The organism is Sphingobium xenophagum (assembly GCF_002288285.1).
GTDB classification, from domain to species: domain Bacteria; phylum Pseudomonadota; class Alphaproteobacteria; order Sphingomonadales; family Sphingomonadaceae; genus Sphingobium; species Sphingobium xenophagum.
Window position 1 is genome coordinate 975,055 of sequence record NZ_CP022745.1, and the last position, 16,426, is coordinate 991,480.

Annotated in this window: 15 protein-coding genes; 7 read left to right on the forward strand and 8 right to left on the reverse strand. The window is 66.2% G+C overall.

Translation table 11 applies throughout. From position 1 onward, the window contains the following. Nucleotides 1-371 precede the first annotated feature (371 nt). Nucleotides 372-914, forward strand: coding sequence for a hypothetical protein (locus CJD35_RS04780; RefSeq protein ID WP_017182956.1), 543 nt, complete (start codon nucleotides 372-374; stop codon nucleotides 912-914). A gap of 5 nt (nucleotides 915-919) precedes the next feature. On the opposite strand, the gene CJD35_RS04785 is transcribed toward CJD35_RS04780, so the two are convergent. The 3 genes from CJD35_RS04785 to xseA are packed head-to-tail and all read right to left on the reverse strand — an operon-like array spanning nucleotide 920 to nucleotide 3,482. Continuing rightward, nucleotides 920-1,759, reverse strand: coding sequence for a M23 family metallopeptidase (locus CJD35_RS04785; protein ID WP_095686804.1), 840 nt, complete (start codon nucleotides 1,757-1,759; stop codon nucleotides 920-922). Beyond that, nucleotides 1,756-1,968 carry a DUF2093 domain-containing protein gene (locus tag CJD35_RS04790; protein ID WP_017182954.1) on the reverse strand — a complete coding sequence of 71 codons (213 nt, stop codon included), beginning with the start codon at nucleotides 1,966-1,968 and terminating at the stop codon, nucleotides 1,756-1,758. Before CJD35_RS04790 ends, CJD35_RS04785 begins: the two co-directional genes overlap by 4 nt. Nucleotides 1,969-1,988: 20 nt before the next feature. Then, complete coding sequence (xseA, locus tag CJD35_RS04795; protein ID WP_026002356.1) at nucleotides 1,989-3,482, reverse strand: exodeoxyribonuclease VII large subunit; 1,494 nt, start codon at nucleotides 3,480-3,482, stop codon at nucleotides 1,989-1,991. A gap of 7 nt (nucleotides 3,483-3,489) precedes the next feature. Between xseA and purD the strand changes: the two genes are divergently transcribed. Further along, nucleotides 3,490-4,767, forward strand: a complete 1,278-nt coding sequence (purD, locus tag CJD35_RS04800; protein WP_095687182.1) for a phosphoribosylamine--glycine ligase — start codon at nucleotides 3,490-3,492, stop codon at nucleotides 4,765-4,767. A 65-nt stretch (nucleotides 4,768-4,832) separates the two neighbouring features. Continuing rightward, nucleotides 4,833-5,372, forward strand: coding sequence for a hypothetical protein (locus CJD35_RS04805; RefSeq protein WP_017182951.1), 540 nt, complete (start codon nucleotides 4,833-4,835; stop codon nucleotides 5,370-5,372). Between the two features lie 33 nt (nucleotides 5,373-5,405). Here CJD35_RS04805 and CJD35_RS04810 read toward each other — a convergent pair whose 3' ends face one another. The 5 genes from CJD35_RS04810 to CJD35_RS04830 form a co-directional block, all read right to left on the reverse strand. After that, nucleotides 5,406-6,371, reverse strand: coding sequence for an acyltransferase family protein (locus tag CJD35_RS04810; RefSeq protein WP_241763633.1), 966 nt, complete (start codon nucleotides 6,369-6,371; stop codon nucleotides 5,406-5,408). 274 nt (nucleotides 6,372-6,645) lie between these two features. Continuing rightward, nucleotides 6,646-7,440: a 3'(2'),5'-bisphosphate nucleotidase CysQ gene (locus CJD35_RS04815; protein WP_017182949.1), complete on the reverse strand. Its 795-nt coding sequence runs from the start codon at nucleotides 7,438-7,440 to the stop codon at nucleotides 6,646-6,648. Then, nucleotides 7,427-8,773, reverse strand: a complete 1,347-nt coding sequence (locus tag CJD35_RS04820) for a TldD/PmbA family protein (protein ID WP_017182948.1) — start codon at nucleotides 8,771-8,773, stop codon at nucleotides 7,427-7,429. Before CJD35_RS04820 ends, CJD35_RS04815 begins: the two co-directional genes overlap by 14 nt. 42 nt (nucleotides 8,774-8,815) lie before the next feature. After that, nucleotides 8,816-9,733 carry an NAD(+) diphosphatase gene (nudC, locus tag CJD35_RS04825; RefSeq protein ID WP_026002355.1) on the reverse strand — a complete coding sequence of 306 codons (918 nt, stop codon included), beginning with the start codon at nucleotides 9,731-9,733 and terminating at the stop codon, nucleotides 8,816-8,818. After that, entirely contained in the window at nucleotides 9,720-10,802 is a 1,083-nt protein-coding gene (locus CJD35_RS04830; protein ID WP_017182946.1) for an A/G-specific adenine glycosylase, read from the reverse strand. The genes nudC and CJD35_RS04830 overlap by 14 nt, the downstream gene beginning before the upstream one ends. A gap of 26 nt (nucleotides 10,803-10,828) precedes the next feature. Here CJD35_RS04830 and CJD35_RS04835 point away from each other — a divergent pair, with 26 nt between their 5' ends. From CJD35_RS04835 to CJD35_RS04850, 4 genes are all read left to right on the forward strand, one after another. Continuing rightward, nucleotides 10,829-11,371, forward strand: coding sequence for a DUF721 domain-containing protein (locus tag CJD35_RS04835; RefSeq protein ID WP_026002354.1), 543 nt, complete (start codon nucleotides 10,829-10,831; stop codon nucleotides 11,369-11,371). A 45-nt stretch (nucleotides 11,372-11,416) separates the two neighbouring features. Next, complete coding sequence (locus tag CJD35_RS04840) at nucleotides 11,417-12,082, forward strand: thioredoxin domain-containing protein (protein ID WP_017182944.1); 666 nt, start codon at nucleotides 11,417-11,419, stop codon at nucleotides 12,080-12,082. Between the two features lie 45 nt (nucleotides 12,083-12,127). Further along, nucleotides 12,128-12,862 carry a thioredoxin domain-containing protein gene (locus CJD35_RS04845; RefSeq protein WP_026002353.1) on the forward strand — a complete coding sequence of 245 codons (735 nt, stop codon included), beginning with the start codon at nucleotides 12,128-12,130 and terminating at the stop codon, nucleotides 12,860-12,862. A gap of 116 nt (nucleotides 12,863-12,978) precedes the next feature. Further along, on the forward strand, nucleotides 12,979-16,422 hold the full coding sequence (locus CJD35_RS04850) for a chromosome segregation SMC family protein (protein ID WP_017182942.1): 3,444 nt from the start codon (nucleotides 12,979-12,981) through the stop codon (nucleotides 16,420-16,422). The last annotated feature ends 4 nt before the right edge of the window (nucleotides 16,423-16,426 follow it).

Consider the following 16,426-nt stretch of genomic DNA (forward strand, 5'->3'; position numbering starts at 1 on the left):
TGGCAGATGGCCTGCCACTCTAATGCACCTACAGGGGGACATGGTGCCCGACAGCGATCCCCCCATATGGATAGGGGGAAACTGCGCGGGGCGAACGGCGCTGTAAAGCCGGGGAAAAGGGCATTCACCGCTTTTGAACGCCCCTGTATCATAAATGCAACATGAACGTGGCATGACTGTTTTACATGTGGTTAGCAATATAGTTGCACGGCGGTCCTGCGCCATGCAGCAATCATGCCGCGCGACCAAACAAGGCAGCCCTATTGTGGCGTTGCTCATGTTTGGATGGCGTTTGCAGGCGCGTATTGACCTTGCCTCTGGCGGGTGCATTGTAGAGGAACAATGTGTCCGACGTGATGGAGAGACGATTTATGGCGGGCTTGCGCGCACTGTTTTTGCTGGTCCCGCTCTGTATCGCGGCCCAATCTTCCGCTGCGCCGCAACGGCAACAGCCCCGACCCGAAATTTTCAATGACCTTCTGAAATGCCGGACGATCACAATCGATTCGGAACGGCTTGCCTGTTTCGACCGACAGGTCGGCGCAATGGATGCTGCGGCGCAACGCGATGAAGTGGTGGTGCTGGACAAGGGCGAACTGAACAAGACGCGCAAGACCCTGTTCGGCTTCTCCTTCCCCAAATTGCCCTTCCTTGGGGGTGGCGACGACAAGGAAGATGCGCCAGCCGAGGAAGGCGTCACCCATATCCAGGCGGTGATCGCATCGGTTCGCAGCCTGGGCTATGGCAAATGGCAGATCGGGCTGGACGACGGCGCGCAATGGATCACGACCGAAGCGATGACCGCGCGTGATCCCAAGGTCGGGCAGTCGATCGAACTGAAACGCGCCGCCATGGGCAGTTTCATGGGCAAGGTCGATGGCGGTCGCGCCGTAAGGATGAAGCGGATAAGCTGACGAGGCTATTGCCCGCTGGGCATCGGCCCGGCGAGCAAGAGCGGATCGATCCGCGCGTCATTCCACTTCATCCCCCAATGAAGGTGCGGGCCGGTAGCCCGCCCGGTCGCGCCGATCGCACCGATACGCTGTCCCTGCGATACATGATCGCCTAGCTTCACATCAATGCGCGACAGATGCAGGAACGCGCTGTTCAGGCCATGGCCGTGGTCGATCATCAGCAAATTGCCTTCCAGCGTGAAAGGCTTGTCGGCGGCCAGTATCACCACGCCGTCGGCCGGGGCCACGACCGGCGCACCGGTCGCCCCGGCCACGTCGACCCCGCCATGATAGGCGCCAGCCGTCCCCTGATAGATGCGCTGCGACCCGAACAGGCCCGATATCCGCCCCACTCGCGGCCAGACGAACCGTTGCCGCCACCCCGTGGCGTCTGTCACCACCGCCCGCGCTGCGGCGATCTGTTCCAGTTCCGGCTTGCGCAGCGCCAGAAACGCCTCGCTGCTTTTGGTGGGCCGCATCGGCGCATTGATCCGTTCGATCCGCCATGCACGCGGAGCGATGGCAATCGGGTGATCAAGCGTGCGGCCGTCGGCCAAGCGGGCGGTCAGTTGCCCGGTCGGCCCGGCGTCGCGATCAAAGGCGATCAGGAAACGGCCATCGCCATCGACCGGGACCAGCTTGCCATCCAACGTCAACGCCACCGTGCCCGCAGGGGCAGTGCCCAGCAGCACGCCACCCTGCGTCGCCGCCCCCTTGACCGTGAAGTCGGCGCGGTCGGGCAAGGGTGCGGCAGATGCGGAAACGCCCGCCAGCGCAATCAGCAGTACCGCCGCCCAGAGCCTCATCGGCCGCCATTCGCCCTGATTTCGGCCCGCGCAGAGGCTTCCGCATCGGCATAGGGTTCCTGCCGCGCGATGCTCCAATAGCGCAAATCCTCAAGCGCAATCTTCTGGCCGGTCACCGCGCACAGCACATGATCGCCCGCCTGCAGCACGCGGAAACTATAGGCCATATAATGGAGCCGGGCGACACGATCGCTGTTGGACATCAACATGGGTCAGACCTTCTGGCGCTTCACGAAAACAGATCCTTCTGCGGCTCTTCCGCCCCGCGCAGTTTGCGCGTCGGGCGTGGTGGAGCAGATATAGCGGTTGGGGCGGGCTTCTCAAGCGATGCCCCGCTATCCCCGACCGTCGCATCGACCGTCCCGTCCCGGAAATGCAGCGTCACCGCGCCTGCGGCCTGCGCCGCTGCGACCGACTGAACCAGCCGCCCGTCGGCCATCACCCGCGCATAGCCCCGCGCCAGCGGCAGGTCGGGATCAAGCGAGGCGAAATGGCGCGACACCCGGTCAAGCGCCGTCGCCCGGTCGCGATAGACGCGCGCCAGATAGTCAGGACGTGGCCGCAAACGGTCCAGCCGTTCGCTCGCCCGCTGGAGATATTGCTGAAGTAGCGCCGGTCGCAGCGCCCCGCCTGCTTGCCCCAGTTGCGCGCGCGCATCCGCAATCCGGTGCCGCAATCCGCTGCCCAGCGCGTCGGACAGCTGGTCCAGCCGTTGCCGCTGCGGCGCCAGCAACATATCGGGCGTCGGCATCAGCCGTGCCTGCATTTCCAGCCTTTCCCTGGCCTGCCCCGCCCCGCGTCGCACCGCGCGCCCGGCACGCAAGCCCATCTCGCCCAGCATCGCCAGCAGGTCCGCCCGTACCGGCACCGCCAGTTCCGCCGCCGCCGTCGGCGTGGGCGCGCGCATGTCGGCGGCATAGTCACACAACGTGGTGTCGGTTTCATGCCCGACCGCGGAAATGATCGGAATCGAACAGTCGGCGACCGCGCGCACGACGATTTCCTCGTTGAAGCTCCACAGATCCTCGATCGATCCGCCGCCCCGCGCCACAATCACGAGATCGGGCCGCGGCAGCCGCCCGCCCGCTTCCATCGCACTGAATCCGCGCACCGCACGCGCAATCTGTTCGGCAGCCCCCTGCCCTTGCACCAGCACCGGCCAGACCAGCACATCGGTCGGGCAGCGATCCGCCAGCCGGTGCAAAATATCGCGAATGACGGCGCCCGTGGGCGATGTCACGACGCCAATCGTGCGCGGCAGAAAGGGCAGCCGCCGCTTGCGCTCCGCCGCAAACAGCCCTTCGCCCGCCAGTTTCGCTTTCAGCTTCTCCAGCAGCGCCATCAGCGCGCCTTCGCCCGCCAACTCCATCCGATCGATCACGATCTGATATTTCGACCGGCCGGGATAGGTGGTCAGCTTGCCGGTGGCGATCACCTCCACCCCATCCTGTGGCGCAAAGGCCAGCCGCTGCGCCCCGCCCTTCCACATCACCCCGTCCAGCACCGCATTATCGTCTTTCAACGCCAGATACAGATGCCCGGACGCCGCCCGCTTGAACCCGGAAATCTCGCCGCGCAGCCGCACATGGCCGAAACGATCCTCCACCGTGCGCTTGAGCATCCCCGACAATTCGCTGACGGACAGCGGCGGCGCGTTGTCGCCCGCCCGTTCCTCCGCTAACAGGCGGCCCGAACTGTCATAGGCATCATATTCCGGGGACATGGGCGACATGAACATCCTTTTGCTTGGCGGCGGCGGCCGCGAACATGCGCTGGCGTGGAAGCTGGCGCAATCGCCCCGGCTCGATACGCTCTATGCCGCGCCGGGCAACCCCGGCATAGCCCAGCACGCGACATTGGTCGACCTTGCCGCGACCGATCATCGCGCCGTGCTGGATTTCTGCACCCGCCATTCGATCGGGCTGGTGGTGATCGGCCCGGAAGCGCCGCTGGTCGATGGCCTCGCCGACAATCTGCGCACCATGGGCGTGCCGGTATTCGGCCCCGGCAAGAAGGCTGCGCAACTCGAAGGGTCAAAGGGCTTTACCAAGGATCTGTGCAAACGCGCGAACATTCCGACCGCTGCCTATGTCCGCGTCACGTCCAAGGATGGCGCGATTGCCGCGCTGGACGATTTCGCGCTGCCGGTGGTGATCAAGGCCGATGGCCTCGCCGCGGGCAAGGGCGTGATCATCGCCGAAACGCGCGATGAAGCGCTGGACGCGCTCGACACCATGTTCTCCGGCGCGTTCGGCGCGGCGGGCGAGGAAGTGGTGCTGGAAGAGTTCATGAGCGGCGAGGAAGCCAGCTTCTTCGCGCTGACCGACGGCACCGCCATCCTGCCCTTTGGCTCTGCGCAGGATCATAAGCGGGTGGGCGATGGCGACACCGGACCGAACACCGGCGGCATGGGCGCCTACAGCCCGGCCCGCGTCCTGACCCCGGAACTCGAAGCCCAGGTGATCGAAACGATCATCAGGCCGACCGTCGCCACCTTGGCCGCAGAAGGCATGCCCTACTCAGGCGTGCTCTATGCCGGGCTGATGCTGACCGATCAGGGGCCGAAACTGATCGAATATAATGCCCGCTTCGGCGATCCCGAATGTCAGGTGCTGATGATGCGCTTCGACGGCGATCTGGTCGACCTGCTGCTCAGCGTCGCCCAGGGTACGCTGGCCAGCCAGGGACCAGTCGCGCTGGCCGATCGCACCGCTCTCACCATCGTCATGGCTGCCAAGGGCTATCCCGGCACCCCGGAAAAGGGCGGCGCGATCAGCGGCGTCGACGCGGCGCAGGCTGGCGGCGCACTGGTGTTCCACGCTGGAACCGCCGATCAGAACGGCACGCTGGTCGTCAATGGCGGCCGCGTCCTCAATGTGACTGCCACCGGCGATACGGTCGGCGCGGCGCAGGCGGCAGCTTACGCCGCAGTCGACGCCATCGACTTTCCCACCGGCTTTTGCCGCCGCGACATCGGCTGGCGCGAAGTCGCCCGCGAACAGGCATGAAGCCTTGCCGTCCGGGGCGACACCTATTTACATAGGCACGGCATAATCACGAAAGGCAGCGCGCGATGCAGGAATTTTTCATGGACTATGGCCTGTGGCTGTTGATCGGGCTGCTGGTGATCATCGGCCTCGTCTTTCTGCTGTCCGGCAAGGACAAGGCGCAGGACGCCCCGCAAGACATCGCACCCACGCCGCCCGCCCAGACCCCGCCTGCCGCTCTGGTGGAGCCGACACCCGCGCCCCCCATCGCCGCGCCGGTCGAACCCGTGGCCGCGCCGACAGCACCGATAGCCCCGATCGCGACTGCCCCCGAACCAGCGCCGGAACCCATGCCGGTCTCACCCGCCGCCACGGCCGCACCGGAAGGCGACGACGACCTGCTCCGCCTCAAGGGCGTGGGACCAAAGCTCAAGACATTGCTGATCGAACTCGGCGTCACCCGCTTCGCCCAGATCGCCGCCTGGACCGACACGGACCTCGCCGCGATCGACGCCAAATTGGGCAATTTCAAGGGCCGCCCGGTCCGCGACCAGTGGATCGACCAGGCCAAATATCTCGCCGCAGGCGACATCGCCGGCTTCGAAGCCAAATATGGCAAGCTGTAAGAATCGTTCTAGTGATGCGCGACTGATCGCAGTCTAAGCAGCGCGGGCCGGAACAGTGTCCGGCCCGATTGGCGCTGACGCAGAACGCATCGCCGCCCTACTGCCGACGAACCGCTGGACCAGCGCATGGCGTGCCGTCAACTTGCTGGCAACCGCCAGCAGCAGAAGCGACAGGACAAACATGGGGAGAGTATCTGCTCCCGCCATCATCAACACCGCCATCACAAGGGGATGCCACAGATAGAAGAACAAACTGTCCCGCCCGAGCGCATTGAGGGGCGCAAACGACAGTCGCAAGGCTGACAAGCGCGGCAACAGTGCGATCAACCCCAGGCACATCAGCAACCGCGCAGGCACGAAGGCCAGGTCGTTGTCGCTACCTTGGAGGGTGCTCCACCATATCATGCCCAACGCACCGGTCAGCAATACCACCCCCAGATAACGGCTCGGCAACCCTCGCTCCGCCACCAGCATTCCGAAGAAGAAATAGACAGGAAAGCGCAGGAAGCGATTGTCGGGCGACAACAGACTGTCGCCGATCGCGCCATGCCCCAGTCCAAAACTATACATGATCGCCAGACTGATCGGCGTCCCGACGGCAAGCAACTGGAGCGGCGAGAAAGGCACCAGTCGCGTCACCAGGATCAGGAAGAACAGGACCGGTATGTACCAAAGGTGAAATGGCGGACGCAGCAGTAACTCGATCGGCAGGGTCCAACTCACTGTCCAGCCGCTAACCAGTATATATATGAGTAGCGCGACCATCCATGGCAGCAGAATGCGATTGGCATAGCGACCAAAAATTCGCTCTGGCGGATCATGTCGCGTGCGGATGACATTGAGCAGATAGCCCGAAATGCCTATCATCAACGGCATGCGAAAACCCGCACCGACCCACATCGCCAGATGCGCCTGATGGGTCAGTTCCATGGCATGCCCTGCCATGACGAATAGAATCAGCACCCCTTTAATCAGGTCCACAGACGGATTTTTCGTCACCTGATAGCCCTATGTCCCCGATAATCTGGATAGAAACTGGCTACCGCCCTTGTCTTAAACATCCCGTTAAACGACACGCACAGACCAATTCTTTCGATGGCTTTTGCCCAACTGCAAATGCGTTCAAGACTGCCAGGATGGCCCTGAAGCGTCCCCTGAATTGGACGTTGGATGCGCGTCACACGCCCTCTGGTTCGTGGGGAGCAGTTCCGTCCACCGCGCGATCATCCTCTCTGCGGGGGAAAATGACATCGCCAACGGTCAGCGCCTGCAATTAGCCGCCCAATATCTCCCGCGCGCGCGGCGCAAGCCGTTCTGTTGCGGCTGCGTGGATGCCGGGCGCGGCGCATAGCAGGCCAAAGGCGGTTGGCCGGGGCCGGTTGAACAGCAATGGATCGCCCAGCGCATCGGTCACCATCGCGCCCGCCTCCTGACAGATGATCGCGGCGGCCGCTATGTCCCATTCATTGCCCCAGCGCACCGTGGCGACCAGATCAGCCTCATCGGCGGCAACCATCGCCATGCGCAACGCGATGCTGTTGGGCTTTTCGACCATCACCAGATCATTGTCGTTACGCGGCAATTGTTCGGCTGGCACCCGCGCGCCGGTGAGAAGCGTGCGCGATCCCGCGCGCAACGTCCGCCCATTGCGGGTCGCCCCATGCCCGGCCTGCGCGATCCAATATTCGTTGCGGGCAGGCGCGGCCAATATCCCCAGCCGCACCGCGCCATCCTCGACCAGCGCGACCGACACCGCCCAGCCGCGTCGTCCGCGCAGATAGTCGCGCGTGCCGTCGATCGGATCGACCACCCACACCCGCGACACGCCCAGCCGATGCACGGTATCGGCCGTCTCCTCCGACAGCCATCCCGCCCCCGGATCGATCGCGCCGAGCGAGGCGCGCAGCAGGCCGTCGACTTCCAGATCGGCATCGCATACCGGGTGGCCCGGCACTTTTTCCCACTGGCGCACGCGCGTTTCGCCACCCGCCCATAGCGCCAGCGCATGATCGGCCGCATCAGACACGGCCCCCACGATCGCGCGCAGGTCGATATCAGCCCCCGGCAACGGTCATCCCGTCAACGCGTAGCGTCGGCACATTCATGGCATAGCGGAAATGCAGGTCATTGGCGGGTATCAGGGAACGGAACATCGCCTTCAAATTGCTGGCGATGGTGATTTCGGACACCGCGTTGGTCACCGCGCCATTTTCGATCAGGAAGCCAGCCGCCCCCCGGCTATAATCGCCAGTGACGCCGTTGACGCCCATGCCGATCAGTTCGGTGACATAGATGCCGCGCTTCACGTCCGCCATCAGGTCGCCGGGGGATATGCTGCCCGGCTCCATATGGACGTTGGTGATGCTGACCCCCGGCGCGCCGCTGCCGCCACGGCTGGCATGGCCGGTCGGTTCCTGTCCCAACTGGCGTGCCGACGCACTGTCCATCAGCCAGCCGGTCAGCACCCCCTTGTCGATCAGCGCGCGCCGTTCGACCGGCAGCCCTTCGCCATCGAACGGGCGCGATCGCAGCCCGCGCGCCAGCAACGGATCGTCGATGATGGTGACGTTCGCGTCAAACAGCGCCTCGCCCAGCGATTCGAGCAGGAAACTCGATCGCCGCGCAATCGCCGGGCCGACCATGCCGCCAATCAGGTGCCCCACCAGGCTGGAACCAATGCGCGGATCGAAAATCACCGGCATCACGCCGCTATCGACCTTGACCGGATTCAGCCGCGCCACCGCCCGCTGGCCCGCCCGCACGCCGACCGCCTCGGCCTGGTCCAGATCTTCCAGATGACGCGCGCTGTGGCTGGCATAGTCGCGCTGCATGTCCGATCCGCTGCCCGCCAGGACGCTGGCCCAGGTCGAATGGCTGGTTGCGCCATAGGCGCCCGCAAAACCATGGCTGGTCGCCAGCGCAATCTGGCTACGCCCGCTCGACGCGCCCCCGCCCTCGCTATTGGTGATGCCCGGCACGGCGCGCGCCGCGTCCTCCGCCATCATCGCGCGTTCGCGCAGCGCAGCGGGTTCCGGCTCCTCGCTATCGGTCAGGTCCAGCGCGGGCGGGCGCTTCTTCATCAGCCGGTCTTGCGGGGCAAGGCCCGCATAAGGATCTTCGGGCGCCTCGCGCGCCATTGCCACCGCCCGGTCGACCAGCGTGCCGAGCGTTGCGGGGTTCATGTCAGACGCGGAAATGCTGGCCGACCGGTTGCCGATGAACACGCGCAGGCCGATCTCCTCGCCCTCCGACCGCTCGATATCCTCCAGCGCGCCAAGCCGCACCGATATGTTGGTGGAGGCATTGCAGGCATAGATGGCGTCGGCTGCGTCCGCCCCCGCCTTGCGCGCGGCGCTCACCAGATCCTGCGCGCGCGACTGGGCTTCTTCTAGGCTGAGCATGGAGGCAAGCTATTCCCGAAACGAAAAAACAATGGGTCGGCCTTACGCGCTTGGCTCGCGCGGGGCAACGCCCGCCAGCCAATGGTCGAGCAAGTGCCACGCCACCGCCATGCGCGGCGGCGCGATGAAGGGTGCGTCCGGCTCCCCGGCCATCGCCGCACGCACGCCATCGGCATCGCACCAGAAGGCGTCCTCAATCTCGGTCGAGTCCAGCGTCAGCGCGTCGCCCGCTGCCTGCGCGACGCAGGCGATCATCAACGACGACGGGAAGGGCCAGGGCTGGCTCATCACATAGCGCACGCCATGGACGCGGATACCCGCTTCCTCGAACAATTCGCGCGCCACCGCTTCCTCGATCGTCTCGCCCGGCTCGATAAAGCCCGCGAGCGCCGAATAGCGTCCTGGTGGCCAGGCATGCTGGCGGCCCAGCAGCACCTTGCCCTCATATTCCGCCAGCATGATCGACACCGGGTCCACGCGTGGAAAATGCTCCGCCTGACACGCCCCGCACTGGCGCGCCCAGCCTGCCTTGACCGGCGCAGTCCGCCCGCCGCAGACCGCGCAGAAGCGGTGGCGCACGTGCCAATGCAGCAAACTGCGCGCTGTCCCGTAAAGCGCCAGTTCCTGCGCTGACACTTGCCCTGCCAATGCCCGGCTACGGGGCGTCGCTCCCGAACCGCTCGTCAATTCGACCAGCAATTCAGCGAAGATCGGTCGTCCCGCCGGATCGACGCCCAGCAGCACATGATCCTCGACCATCGCGCCGCCATCGATCGGCTCCAGCACCAGCGCGCCATCGACCTCGACCGGCTCCAGCCCGTCCAACACCAGCACGCGCGCTGCCGGATCGGCAAATGTCTCCGCCAGCAACGCAGGGTTCGAGCGGATATGGTCGACACGATCGAGCGTGCCGCCGACAAAGCCGGGCGGGTCATCGAGCCGGGGGTCAGTGCCGTGCATCCGCATCCTTCTCCTTCAACACCGCCTGCGCCGCGCGGGCGAATAAAGTGGGCAGGCCCGCATCGGCAATGCGTTCGACCGGCCACCATTCGCCTGCGCCGGACGGGACATGATCCTGCTCCACATGGGTGGTATGAACGGTCAGCGCCAGTGAGAAATGAGTAAAGACATGGGCAACCGGATCGGCCAGCGTCCGCCAGTCCCCGGCAAAAGGTGGCGCGGCGTCGGGTTCAGCGCTCCAGTCGGAACTGGGCAATGCCCGCATCCCGCCCAGCAGCCCCTTGTCCGGACGGCGCACCAGCCAGACATGACCGTCCGCCCGCTCGATCCACCAGCCATGACCGTTACGATGCGGCCGCGTCTTCTTGGCCGCCTTGACCGGATAGGCGGCGGGGTCAGCCGTGCGCACTGCCGCACAATCGTCCCGCAACGGGCAGATGCCGCACGCCGGATTACGCGACGTGCAGATGGTCGCGCCCAGGTCCATCATCGCCTGCGCAAAATCCCCCGCCCGCGCATCGGGCGTGATCGCATCCGCTGCCGCGCGGATCGCCGGGCGGGCCGCTGGCAATGGCGTATCGATGGCAAACAGCCGCGCCACCACCCGCTCGACATTGGCGTCCACCACCACCGCGCGCCGCCCAAAGGCGATCGCCGCGACCGCAGCGGCGGTATAGGCGCCCACCCCCGGCAGGGCGCGCAACCCCTCCTCCGTATCGGGGAAATGCCCGCCATGATCGCGCACCACCGCACGCGCGCAGGCCAGCAGGTTGCGGGCGCGGGCATAATAGCCAAGCCCCGCCCAGGCCGCCATCAGATCGGCATCGTCTGCCGCCGCCAGTGCCTCTATGCTGGGCCAGCGCGCCGTGAATTTCGCGAAATAGGGGCCGACCGCCGCCACCGTCGTCTGTTGCAGCATGACTTCGGACAGCCAGACCCGATAGGCGTCGGTCGCATTGGCGCCGGGCAGCGCGCGCCAAGGCAGGCGCCGGGCATGGACATCATAATGGGCCAGCAGGTCGGCTGCTATTTTTACCCCGTCTTTTACCATGTCACCCTCGACGCGCATGGCGGCGCTATGCCATGGTGCGGCCCATGACGGAACGCCCCCCGACACCCAAAGTGAAAAGTCGCGCCATTCCTGCGGCGGAGCGGCCGCGCGTCGGCGGATCGCGGCGAATCGCCGATCTGATGCCCGACATTGGCCGCGCCGCCTTCCGCAAGTTCGGCTTCGTCCAGTCGAGCATCGTCACCCGCTGGTCGGAAATCGTCGGCAGCCATTATGCCAGCATTTCCGCACCCGAATCGATCCGCTTCCCGGTCGGGCAAAAGGCTGGCGGCACGCTGCAACTCACGGTCATGAGCGGCCATGCGCCGATGGTCCAGCACATGGTGCCGGACATCATCGAACGGGTGAACCGCTTTTTCGGCTATGCCGCCGTGGCGAAAGTGGCGATGCGGCAGGGCGAAATCATGCCCAGTCCCGCCGAGCGCCGCCCGCCGCCCCGCAATCTCAAGCCCATTCCGGTCGAACTGGGCGATTCGCTGCGCGACATTGGCGACCCGGAATTGCGCACGGTGCTGGAATCGCTGGCGCAGGGACTTGCCAACAGCAGCGGCCTGCCCAAAATCGGATAATCGTTCGGCTGGCGTTCAGCACCAGTCATTAACTGGACTTGGCTCATGAAAAAGCTGCTTTCCCTCGCCCTTCTCGCCCTCCCCGTCGCCGTCCTGGCCGCGCCCGCCGCCAACTGGGTCGACCGCGTCACCGTCTCGGCGATCGGCGGCCATGCCATGGGCAATCCCGCCGCGCCTACAAAGCTGGTAGAATATGTCAGTTACACCTGTAGCCATTGCGCCCATTTCGTCGGCGAAGCGAGCGCCCCGCTCAAGGCCGATTATGTCAAAAGCGGCAAGGTCAGCGTCGAAGTGCGCAACGCCGTGCGCGACAAATATGACCTGACCGCCGCGCTGCTTGCCCGCTGCGGCGGCCCGGCGCGCTTCATGGGCAATCATGAAGCGCTGTTCGCCAATCAGGATGCGTGGATGGAACAGCTGCTTGCCTATGATCGGGACGCGGTGAAGCCGACCGAACAGATTGCGGCGCTACGCGACATCGGCCAGAAAACAGGCCTCTACACGCTGATGGCCAAGCGCGGCTACACGCCCGCCCAGTTGAATGCCTGCATCGCCAGCCCCATGGCGATGAAGCAGGTCATGGCGATGACCGACGAGGCATGGAACAAGGTGAAGATCAACGGCACGCCCGGCTTCACCATCAACGGCGCGCTGGTCGCCGGATCGGACTGGGGCAAGCTCCAGGCTGCATTGCCCCCCGTCGCCCGCTGATCTAATAAAGCCGTCAACCCGCCCATAATCGGAGTCTTGCCCGTCGTGAAAGCCTTGTCCGGTGTCGTCCTTATCGCCCTGTCCCTCACCCTTGCCGCCTGCGGCAAGAGCGAAGAGGGCGCCGCGCCCAAGGGCGAAGCCATTGCCGCCGTCGCGCCGCCAGCGGGCACCAGCTGGTCGGAAACCATCGCGGCGACGCCAGAGGGCTATTTCGTCATGGGCAATCCGGCGGCCAAGCTGAAGCTGGTCGAATATGGCTCCTACACTTGCAGCCATTGCCGCGACTTTTCCGTCGAAGCGTCGGAGGAGATCAAGAAGCTAGTCGACACCGGCAAGATGAGCTTTGAATTCCGCACCTATGTCCGCGACCCGATCGACATTTCGACCGCGCTGCTTGCCCGTTGCGGCGGCAAGGACATCTTCTATCCCCTGTCCGAACAGTTTTTCGCGAACCAGAACGCGATGTTCGAAAAGGCGCAGGCTCTGGGCGACCAGCCCTATCAGGCGTTGATGAGCGCCCCGCCGGCACAGCGTTTCGGCCGGCTGGCCGGTGCGCTGGGCCTGATCGATTTCGCCAAGCAGCGCGGCATTGCCGAAGATCAGGCGAAACAATGTCTGGCCGATACCGGGGCAGCCGAAAAGCTGGCCAAGGGCGTCGAAACAGCCAACAGCCAGTATCAGATCACGGGCACGCCCAGCTTCCTGATCAACGGCGTGCTGGTCGACAATGTCGCCAACTGGGCGACGCTTCAGCCCAAGCTCAAGGAAGCAGGCATCTGATTGCGCGTCGGGGGGCGGACATCAGCGCCTGAGCGCATGAAGGCGGGGGCGGCCGCACGCCTCCCCTGCGCGGCCTTGTTCTGCGCCGCATTGCGGCCTTGGCGCAGACAACAGCAATGCAGATAAAGCGGCTCAAGCTTTCCGGCTTCAAAAGCTTCGTCGATGCGACCGAATTGCGCATTGAACCCGGCCTGACCGGCATTGTCGGCCCCAATGGCTGCGGCAAGTCCAACCTGCTGGAAGCCATACGCTGGGTCATGGGCGAATCCAGCGCCAAATCCATGCGCGGCGGCGGCATGGAGGATGTGATCTTCGCAGGCACCGCCACCCGGCCCCAGCGCGATTTTGCCGAAGTCTCGCTGCTGACGGTGCAGGAACAGGGTGAGCTTTTTTCCGCCGTCGATATAGGCCCGGACGGCGAACTGGAGGTCACCCGGCGGATCGAGCGCGGCGCAGGCAGCGCCTATCGCGCCAATGGCCGCGACGTGCGCGCCAAGGATGTGTCGCTGATCTTTGCCGACGCCGCCACCGGCCCGCACAGCCCGGCGCTGGTCAGCCAGGGCCGAATCGCCGCCGTCATCGCCGCCCGGCCCCAGGAGCGGCGCGCCATGCTGGAGGAAGCGGCCGGGATTGCGGGCCTGCATGTCCGACGCAAGGACGCCGAGCAGAAACTGCGCGCGGCCGAAACCAATCTTGCCCGGCTCGCCGAAATATTGCTCGACATGGACGCGCGCGCCAATGCCCTGCGTCGTCAGGCCCGCGCCGCCGAACGCTATATCCGCCTGTCCGATCAGATCAGGGTCGCCGAAGCGCGCGCCCTTTTCGCTCGCTGGCGTGAGGCCCATGCCAGCGCCGAAACCGCCCGCGCGCAGGCGAAAGAGGCTGAGGCCGCCGTCGCCGCCGCGCAGGACGCGCAACTCGCTGCCGCCGCGCATGCCCAAGCCGCGCTGGCCGCGCTGGCCGAGCGTCGCGCCGCCGCCCAACGCGCGCGCGATGACGCCAGTGAGGCTGGCCATCGCCTCGCCACGCTGCGCACCGAGCGCGACGGCGTGGTCCGGCGGCTGCATGATCTGGCCCAGCAGGCCGCCCGGCTGGACGAGGATCGCGCGCGCGAAGGCACGCTCGCCAATGACGCCGCTGACGCCATCGCGCGCCTTACCGCCGAAATCGCGAGGTTGAAGGCGCGCATCGCCGAAACCGAAAAGCTGCGCCCCGATTTCGCCAGCCGCATCGCCAGCGCCGAGGACAGCGCCCGCGACGCCGAACTGGATCTGGCCAAGGCGATGGCAAAGCAGGCAGGCGAGCAGGCCGAACTGCGCGTCGCCGAAGCGGCGCTGGTGGCCGCGCGCAACCGGCTGGAGCGCGCGGAACGCGAGGTTCAGCGCTTGAGCGGCGAAGCCGCCGCCCTGCCCGACCCCGCACCGCTGGAAGCGCAGCGCGCCGCCGCCATCGCTGCGCAGGAACAGGCCAACGTCGCCCGCGATGCCGCAGAAGCCGCGATCCATGCCGCCGAAGCCGCGCGCCAGTCGGCAAGCGAGCAACGTGCCTCTGCCGAAGGCGCGCTCTCCGCCGCGCGCGCCGCACTCGCCGCGCTCGACAGCGAAGCGGCTGCGCTCAAACGCGCGGTAGATAGCGGTCCCGGCGGTCGTACCCGTGCGCTCGATCAACTCAAGGCCGCGCCAGGCTATGAACGCGCTTTGGCTGCTGCGCTGGGCGACGATCTGGAAGCGCCGATCGCCCCCGACGGCAAGCGCCGCTGGGCCGGCGCGCCGTCGCTGATAAGCGACCCCAAACTGCCCGACGGCTGCGCGCCACTCGCCGCCCATGTCACCGCCCCGCCCGAACTCGCCCGCCGTCTGGCCCAGATTGCGGTCTCCGACAGGGATGAGGGCCAGCCCCTTGCCGTGGGCCAGCGCCTTGTCACCCGTGATGGCCAGTTGCGCCGCTGGGACGGCTATGTGGCGATGGAAGGCGGGGCTGCGGCGGCGGAACGACTGATCCGGCTCAACCGGCTGGAGGCGATCGCCGCGAACCGCCCCGCCGTCCAGGCGCAGGTCGATGCCGCCAGCACCGACCAGCAGCAGGCCAAGGCGCGCGAACAAAGTGCCAGCGAATCGCTCGCCAGCGGCCGCACCCAGCTTGCCCAGGCCGATCAGGGCTTGCGGATCGCGCTGCGCAGCGCTGACGAGGCGACCACTGCGCTGGAACGGCTGGCCGGGCGGCGCGAAGGGATTGAGGAGCGATTGGCCGAGGCGCGGCGCGACGCCGATGCCGCCCGCGCCGATCATGACAGCGCGCAATCGGCCCGCGCCGCCATGCCCGACGGCGCGCACACGCGCACTCTGGTCGCCACGCTGGCGCAGGCGAGCGAAAAGGCGCGCGCCATCGTCAGCCAGCTACAGGCCGATCAGGCCCTGGCCGACCGTGCCCTGTCGAGCGACCGCGAACGGCAAGCCGCCGCCGATGCGGAGATCAAGGGCTGGCGCGCCCGCGCGGGCGAAGCGGCCAAACGCATCGCCGCCATGGTCGCACGTGGCGACGAGATAGCCACCGAACGCGCCACCATCGCGGGCCAGCCCGACGCGCTGGCGCAGGCCATCGCCGCGCTGGACGATCAGGGCGCGACGCTGACCGCTGCCGCCGATGCTGCCCGCCATGCCGAGCAGGACGCCGAAGCTGCCTTGCGCCAGGCCGAGCAGCGATCCGCACAGGCTGGCGAATTATTCGCCGCTGCCCGCGAAGCGCGCGCCACCGCCACGGCCCGCGCCGAATCCGCGGATGAACGGCGGATCGAAACCAACCGGCTGTCGGGCGAACGTTTCGAATGCCCACCCCCGCTCTTGCCCGAAAAGCTGGGCTTTGCCAGCGCCGACATCCGCCTCGCCCAGACCGAACAGGCCGACCATGACCGCTTCACGGCCGATCGCGAGCGGATTGGCCCGGTCAATCTCGTCGCGGCGCTGGAACTGGAGGAACTGGAGCAGGTGCAGGCCAGCAGCCGCGCCGAAAGCGAGGAACTGACCCAGGCGATCCATCGCCTGCGCGGCTCGATCGGCAGCCTCAACCGCGAAGGCCGCCAGCGCCTGCTCGCCGCGTTCGAGGCGGTCGACGCCCACTTCCGGCGCCTCTTCACCACCCTGTTCAATGGCGGTCAGGCGCATCTGGAACTGATCGACAGTGACGATCCGCTGGAATCGGGGCTTGAGATCATGGCCCAGCCACCGGGCAAGAAGCTGGCTGCGCTCACCCTGCTGTCGGGCGGGGAACAGGCGTTGACCGCCGTGGCGCTGATCTTCGGCCTGTTCCTTACCAATCCCGCGCCGATCTGCGTGCTCGACGAAGTCGACGCACCGCTGGACGACGCCAATGTCGAGCGCTTCTGCGACCTGCTCGACGCCATGGTCGCCCAGACCCAGACCCGCTACCTCATCGTCACCCACAATGCCGTCAGCATGGCGCGGATGCACCGCCTGTTCGGCGTCACCATGGTCGAACGCGGCGTCAGCCGCCTCGTTTCGGTCAACCTCCAGAGCGCCGAAGCCTTGCTGGCGGCCGAGTGATTTT

What these genes read in the sequence shown, in the direction of transcription:
- CJD35_RS04780 (WP_017182956.1), top strand. Translation starts at nt 372, where the DNA reads ATGGCGGGCTTGCGCGCACTGTTTTTGCTGGTCCCGCTCTGTATCGCG.
- CJD35_RS04785 (WP_095686804.1), bottom strand. Translation starts at nt 1,759, where the DNA reads ATGAGGCTCTGGGCGGCGGTACTGCTGATTGCGCTGGCGGGCGTTTCC.
- CJD35_RS04790 (WP_017182954.1), bottom strand. Translation starts at nt 1,968, where the DNA reads ATGTTGATGTCCAACAGCGATCGTGTCGCCCGGCTCCATTATATGGCC.
- xseA (WP_026002356.1), bottom strand. Translation starts at nt 3,482, where the DNA reads ATGTCCCCGGAATATGATGCCTATGACAGTTCGGGCCGCCTGTTAGCG.
- purD (WP_095687182.1), top strand. Translation starts at nt 3,490, where the DNA reads ATGAACATCCTTTTGCTTGGCGGCGGCGGCCGCGAACATGCGCTGGCG.
- CJD35_RS04805 (WP_017182951.1), top strand. Translation starts at nt 4,833, where the DNA reads ATGCAGGAATTTTTCATGGACTATGGCCTGTGGCTGTTGATCGGGCTG.
- CJD35_RS04820 (WP_017182948.1), bottom strand. Translation starts at nt 8,773, where the DNA reads ATGCTCAGCCTAGAAGAAGCCCAGTCGCGCGCGCAGGATCTGGTGAGC.
- nudC (WP_026002355.1), bottom strand. Translation starts at nt 9,733, where the DNA reads ATGCACGGCACTGACCCCCGGCTCGATGACCCGCCCGGCTTTGTCGGC.
- CJD35_RS04830 (WP_017182946.1), bottom strand. Translation starts at nt 10,802, where the DNA reads ATGCGCGTCGAGGGTGACATGGTAAAAGACGGGGTAAAAATAGCAGCC.
- CJD35_RS04835 (WP_026002354.1), top strand. Translation starts at nt 10,829, where the DNA reads ATGACGGAACGCCCCCCGACACCCAAAGTGAAAAGTCGCGCCATTCCT.
- CJD35_RS04840 (WP_017182944.1), top strand. Translation starts at nt 11,417, where the DNA reads ATGAAAAAGCTGCTTTCCCTCGCCCTTCTCGCCCTCCCCGTCGCCGTC.
- CJD35_RS04850 (WP_017182942.1), top strand. Translation starts at nt 12,979, where the DNA reads ATGCAGATAAAGCGGCTCAAGCTTTCCGGCTTCAAAAGCTTCGTCGAT.